Origin of the sequence: Mycobacterium sp. E2733 (assembly GCF_001667585.1) — a bacterium.
Taxonomy (GTDB): domain Bacteria; phylum Actinomycetota; class Actinomycetes; order Mycobacteriales; family Mycobacteriaceae; genus Mycobacterium.
Genome location: NZ_LZJZ01000083.1, coordinates 329,331 through 335,499, shown reverse-complemented (window position 1 = coordinate 335,499; position 6,169 = coordinate 329,331). Strand labels below are relative to the sequence as shown.

Below are 6,169 nucleotides of genomic sequence, written 5' to 3'. Positions count from 1 at the left end.
TCCTCATCACCAGGATGCTGGTCCGCGAAGTGAGCACCACCAATACCGTTGCGCTGGGCCGCTTTTACGGGGCGCGCCCCCGCCGCAGCAGCCGCCACCCCCTGCGATTGGCCCTCAGCCGGGGGGAGCTGACGGCAGCGGCGGCGGTGGTGGCGCCGGCGGAACGGGCGGCACTGGTGGCGGTGGTGGCACCGCTGGTGGTGGTCCGGTGGAGCAGCCCCCGGCGCCACCTATGTCGCCCGGCTTTGTCAGGCTCGCACCGTGACACCGGAACCGCGATGGTCGGCCCACACCGACCGGAGTCACCTTAGGGTTTCGGCCGGTACCGCGTAGCGGTCCTGGTAGGCACGCACCCGCTCCCGCACCTCGCCCGCCGTGAGGCCGGTGTCCGACCAGGTGTAGCGGCCACGCCCACCGTCGCCGGGGTGGGCGGCAAGGAATTGACGCATCTTCTGCTCGGCGTCGGGCCGCAGCTCGCGGTCGAGCCGCTGGTAGATGTCCTTGATCGTGGTCCACGGGTCGTTGATGAAGTTGGTGTACTGCACGTCGATCACGCGGTCCGCCGGCACCGCCCCGCTGTCGCGCAGGGCCATCTCGCGCTCCAGTCCGACGACGATCTCCTCGTAGGATTGGGCCGCGCACTCGGCGATGCTGGACTCGTCGCTGCACATCCGGCGCAGGTGGTGGGTCAGGGCGGCGATCGACGAGATGACGTTGAGCGGGTCGCGATGGGTCTGGACGATCAACGCGTCGGGGTACTCGGCCAGCAGCGTGTCGAGCTGCCACAAATGCGCCGGAGACTTCAGCAACCACTGCCCGTCAACCCCGGATTGCAAGTGCTGCAGGAAGATTCGGTGGAATCGGTAGGCGCCCGCGTGGTCCGCCTCGTAGAGCAGCCAGCGATAGTAACTCGGCAGGCGGTACTGCACCGAAAAGATCATGCTGACGAACTCCGCGGCCGTGACGCGCACGCACTCCTGGCCGACGAGGGCGCCCATCGGATGAAACGCCAGAAACCCCGGCATGATCTGTTCGGACATGTCGATGGTGGCCTGCGTCTGCGCGATGCGCGGGTCGTCGTGATAGGTCTCCGGCTGCGGAACCGGACAGGGTTCGTCGACCTCCCAGGTCAGTGGTGGGCGCAACGCGGGGTCCTGGGCGAGCAGGTCGTACAGGATTGTTGTTCCGGTGCGCGGCTGGCCGACGATGAATATCGGCGCCGCAACAGGTTTCGTCGCGACCTCGGGATGCTGCTTGCGCCAGGCGATCACGCCCAGGCGATTTTTCAGGGCCCGCATGATGTCGAGGTGGGCGATCTCCACCCCGATGTCCGACAGCCGCGCGTCGTTGATCAGCCCGTCGGTGAGGCGGTGCAGCCCCGGCCGCCAGCCCTCGGCGCCGAAGTCGTCGGCTCCGATTTCCTCGCAGGCGGCGGCTATCAGCCGTTCGGGGGCGAAGCGGTCCTGCAGTGTCATGCCGGCTCCTCACATCGCTGCACCGCCACCTTCACGTCGGGAGGGCTGGGGTTGTCCAGCCAGCGCAGGACGACGAAGCCACGACGCCGGCCACCGGTGTCCAGCCAGTGGCCCACTCCGAAGTCCTTTGCGGAGACCGCGATCCGCACCCGGCCGTCCGCATCGGGTGCCACGCCACGGTTGGTCACCGAGCTGTGCCGGGCGCGCGGTTCCAGGCACTCGTGCCAGATGCTTTCCAGCGTGACGTTCCAATAGCGGGTATCGGGCGGAGCGATGTCGAGCACCAGGGCCTCGTTCGGTTCGAGCCGGTAGGTCCCGATCATGTACAGGTTGTCCGGGGTGGTGTCGGCGGCGCCCAGGTTGGCGGCCTCGGCGGTCAGCAACGTGTTGGGCGCGTCGAGCAGTTCGGGCTTGATGGTTCGGTGCAGCGTCGCGAGCTTCATCAACGACCACGCCATCGCGGTGAACTGATCGGCGAGCTCGCCGTCCGTCAGCGGCGCCAGTGGGCCGGAATCCAACGCCTCGATCCGCAGCGTGGCCAGCTCTTCGCGCGCGCGATCGCCGATGTACTCCCGGACCACCACCGAGGAGGCGTCCTCGGGAATCTTCACCCACTGTGCGCCGGCTAGGTCCGAGGGTTCGTTCGCCGACAGCACGAGCGCGAATTGGCCTGCGCGCAATGTCAAATCGACATCACTGACGTAACCCGCCATGCGGCGCGGGGTGAGCCCCGTCCCGGCCAGGATCTGCAGCCCGAGATAGGCGCTGGTGCCCCGGGATCCGGTGATCCGGTAGCTCCGGTCGCCACGAATCATCGCCAGGTAGTAGTTGCCGTCGGGATTGGGACCGCCGACCATGCGGTTCTCCGAACACATATCGAAGAAGGAGGGCCGCTTGGCATCTGCCTCGACGGACATCTGCGCGCACAGGGACGAGACGCGGGCGATCAAGCGCAGCCCTTCGAGCAGTTCCCGCTCGGACTCGGCGTCCTCGGTCACGACCTTGGTGATGTCCGCAAGCATCTGCTGGACGAACTGCCAGGCGGCCAGCGCCTTCGGGGCCGGCGGATCGGAGGAATCGGGATCGTGAGACATCGTCTCATGCTAAGACTATGTCTTACGATTTAGGTGTCGATTCGCGGAAAAGGTGGGAATGGCTGCCACGACGTCGTTGGCCGAACGCAAACGAACGGCGATGCGCCAACGCATCGCCGCCGCCGCGGCTCAGTTGGTCGCCGCGAGCGGTCTGGCGGGCACGACAGTGGACCGCATCGCCGAGGAGGCCGACATCGGGCGGGCAACATTTTTCCGCTACTTCAACTCCAAGGAAGACGCCGTCGCCGAGGGCATGACGGTCCACTGGCTCAACCGGATCACCACCGCGCTGGCGGCCCAGCCCGAGCACCTGAGCGCCACCGACGCCGTCATCGGCGCCTTCACGGACCTCGCCGGCGGGTTCGCCGACATCGAGGGGCGGATTCGCGAATTGGCCGTCCTGACGAGGTCTTCCGAGACATTGGATGCGTGGACGCTGCACATTTACGTGCGCTACGAGCTGGCTATCGCTGAGCTCATCGCTCCCCGGCTGCGGCGGTTGGCACCCCAAGACCCCACGCCGCGCCTGATCGGTGCGCTGGCCATGGCGACCGTGCGCATCGCCCTCGATGACTGGCTCAGCCGCGGGGGCTCCCTACCGGATCGGGTGCGTCAAGGGCTGGCCGCGATCACGATCAGGTGATCAGCCTTTGAGCGCCTCGACGATGAGCCGCGTCGTGCGTTCCGCCCGCCGCCGTGAGTAGGGCTGGGCGCCGGACAGGATCGGATACACCACACCGCCGACGATCGCGTCCGCGGCCGATTCGGCTGTGGCGGCGGCGATGCCCTCGGCGAGGAGCCGGGCCCGCACGCTCTCGTGCAGCGGCGCGCTGAACCCGGCGCGCAGCCGGACGGCAGTGTCCTCGTGTTCCATGCAGGCGACGGTCAGGGTTCGCAACATGGCGGAGCCGCGGGCGGTCGTCAGGCTGGTGACCAGCTTGCCGACCCAGCCCACCAGGTCGGCGGCCAGATCGTCGGTGTGATTCACCGACGCCAGCAGCCGGTCGGCGTCCTCGAGCATGACGTCGGCGACCAGGGCGGGGCGGCTCGGCCACCACCGGTAGATGGTCTGCTTGCCCACCCCGGCCCGGGCGGCGACCGCCTCGATGGTCAGACCGTCGAAGCCGCGCTCGAGAAGCAGCTCACGCGTCGCGGTGACGATTGCCGTGCGCGACTTCTCGCTGCGCCGCCTCGGCGGGCTCACCTGGGTGAGATCGCTTGGCATATGGTGATCCTCACTGCCGCCGGGGCCCGCTTTACATAGCCTGACTGCCCCCGGTAGTCTGCCACAAGACGAGACGGTCCGTCTTGTGAGTCTCGGAAGGATTTCAGTCCGTGCGGCCAGCCATAATCACCACTCGGCCGTCATCGTGACCCTGGGACTCAGCCCGGAGCAGCAGGATCTCAGCGATGCCGTCGGGCAGTTCGCCGGCCGCCACGCCCCCATCGCTGCCACTCGCGACAGTTTCGATGACCTCGCGGCGGGGCTGCGGCCCGGGTGGTGGGATGCCCTCGTCGGCAACGGCTTTCACGCGGTGCACTTGCCCGAAAGCCTGGGCGGCCAGGGCGGCCGGCTGATCGACGCGGCCTGCGTTCTGGAGGCGGCGGGGAAGGCGCTCTTGCCCGGACCGCTGCTGCCGACGGTCGCCGCGGGGGCCGTCGCCTTGCTGGCCGATCGCACACCGGCCGCCGAAGCGCTGCTGCGCGACCTGGCCGCCGGTGCCATCGCGGCCGTCGTGCTTCCCGACGACGGCGACTTCAGGGCGCACACCGATGGCAGAGGATGGCGGATCACCGGGGTTTCGGAAATCACCGCGGGTGTCTGCGCGGCGCGAACGGTCCTGGTCGCCGCCCGTTCGGAGGACAGCGGCGTGGTTTGGGCGGCCGTCGACAGCGAAAACCCCGCCATGACAGCGGAACCCGTCAACGGCACCGACCTGCTCGCGGACGCCGGCGTCTTGCGGCTCGACGACTACCGCGCCGCCGGCTCCGAAGTGCTCACCGGGATCGATCCCGAGCGTGCGCGGTGCATCACTATGGGCCTGCTGGCCAGCGCGATGGCCGGCATCGTGCGGTGGTGCGTCGAAGCGGTGACCGCGCACCTGCGGATCCGGGAACAGTTCGGCAAGGTGATTGGCACCTTCCAAGCGTTGCAGCACAACGCGGCGATGTTGCTGGTCAGCAGCGAGCTCGCCACCGCGGCGGCCTGGGATGCGGTGCGCGCCAACGACGAATCGCTCGACCAGCACCGCATGGCCGCCGCCGGCTCGGCGATGATCGCGATCGCGCCGGTGCCCGACCTCGTCCTCGACGCGTTGACCATGTTCGGCGCCATCGGTTTCACTTGGGAGCACGACCTGCACCTGTACTGGCGGCGGGCGATCAGTCTCGCGGCCTCGATCGGTCCGGCGAATCGCTGGGCCCGGCGCCTGGGCCGGCTGACCTGCACCCAGCAGCGCGACATGTCGGTCGACCTCGGCGACGCGGAATCGCAGTTCCGAGCGTGGGTGGCCGAGACCCTCGATGCCGCAATGCAATTGCGCAACGACAAGCCGGCACCGCACGGCGACTACCCGGACCAGGCCTCCGGGCCCCAGCGCACGTTGATGGCCGATGCCGGCCTGATGGCGCCGCACTGGCCGGCGCCGTGGGGCGTCGATGCGGGTCCCCTCAAACAGCTCATCGTCGACGAAGAGTTCGCCAAGCGACCAGGATTGGTCCGACCGTCGCTGAACATCGCCGAGTGGATCCTGCCCTCCGTGCTGGCCGCCGCACCAAAAGACTTGCAAGAAAAGCTGATTCCGCCGACCCAGCGCGGCGAGATTCATTGGTGCCAGTTGTTCAGTGAGCCAGGCGCCGGCTCCGACCTTGCGTCGCTGGCCACCCGGGCGACCAAGGTCGACGGTGGTTGGCGAATCAACGGCCACAAGATCTGGACGTCGTTGGCGCAGTACGCCGACCTTGGCGCCCTGCTGGCGCGCACCGACCCCGAAGCCGACAAGCATCGCGGCATCGGTTACTTCATCCTCGATATGCGCTCGCCCGGCATCGAAATCCAGCCGATCAAAACGGCCACCGGGCAGGCGCACTTCAACGAGGTGTTCCTCAACGACGTCTTCGTTCCCGACGAGATGTTGCTGGGAGCCCCCACCGACGGATGGAACCTCGCGATCGCGACCATGGCCGAAGAGCGCTCGGCCATCAGCGGCTACGTGAAGTTCGACCGGGCGGCAGCGCTGCGGCGGCTCGCGGCCGAACCGGGGCCCGACCGCGACGACGCGCTGCGCGCGCTGGGCGAATTGGACGCGTACGCCAACGCCATCAAGGCGCTGGGGGTACGGGAGACCATCCGGTTGCTCGACGGCCAGGCGTCGGGGCCCGCGTCCAGCATCGCCAAGGTGGCGATGAATGTGCTGCTGCGCCGAACCTTCGAGGCCACGCTGCGGTTGACCGGGCGCATGGCGATGGTTGCCGACTCCGACCCCGACGTCGTGGAGCGCTACCTGCACCTGCCCGCGGAGCTGATCGGCGGCGGAACCCGGGAGATCCAGCTGAACATCATCGCGCAGATGATCCTCGGACTCCCCCGAAAGTAGGATG

The 6,169-nt window shown here is 68.3% G+C and carries 6 protein-coding genes; 3 read left to right on the top strand and 3 right to left on the bottom strand.

From position 1 onward, the window contains the following. A partial coding sequence (locus A5678_RS28255) for a hypothetical protein (RefSeq protein ID WP_304528367.1) occupies positions 1-311 on the top strand: 311 nt, incomplete at its 5' end. On the opposite strand, the gene A5678_RS14995 is transcribed toward A5678_RS28255, so the two are convergent. After that, the gene (locus tag A5678_RS14995; protein ID WP_068043580.1) at positions 303-1,475 is read right to left on the bottom strand and encodes a sulfotransferase; all 1,173 of its coding nucleotides are present in this window, start codon (positions 1,473-1,475) and stop codon (positions 303-305) included. The two genes, A5678_RS28255 and A5678_RS14995, sit on opposite strands and share 9 nt — an antisense overlap. Then, positions 1,472-2,569, bottom strand: coding sequence for a DUF1214 domain-containing protein (locus A5678_RS14990; protein WP_068043578.1), 1,098 nt, complete (start codon positions 2,567-2,569; stop codon positions 1,472-1,474). The genes A5678_RS14995 and A5678_RS14990 overlap by 4 nt, the downstream gene beginning before the upstream one ends. A 58-nt stretch (positions 2,570-2,627) precedes the next feature. Between A5678_RS14990 and A5678_RS14985 the strand changes: the two genes are divergently transcribed. Then, entirely contained in the window at positions 2,628-3,212 is a 585-nt protein-coding gene (locus A5678_RS14985) for a TetR family transcriptional regulator (protein WP_068043576.1), read from the top strand. Here the strand turns inward: A5678_RS14985 and A5678_RS14980 are convergent, their stop codons facing one another. Further along, on the bottom strand, positions 3,213-3,794 hold the full coding sequence (locus A5678_RS14980) for a TetR/AcrR family transcriptional regulator (RefSeq protein WP_068043574.1): 582 nt from the start codon (positions 3,792-3,794) through the stop codon (positions 3,213-3,215). Positions 3,795-3,939: 145 nt separating this feature from the next. Here A5678_RS14980 and A5678_RS14975 point away from each other — a divergent pair, with 145 nt between their 5' ends. Further along, positions 3,940-6,165, top strand: coding sequence for an acyl-CoA dehydrogenase (locus tag A5678_RS14975; protein WP_068043572.1), 2,226 nt, complete (start codon positions 3,940-3,942; stop codon positions 6,163-6,165). Positions 6,166-6,169 lie beyond the last annotated feature (4 nt).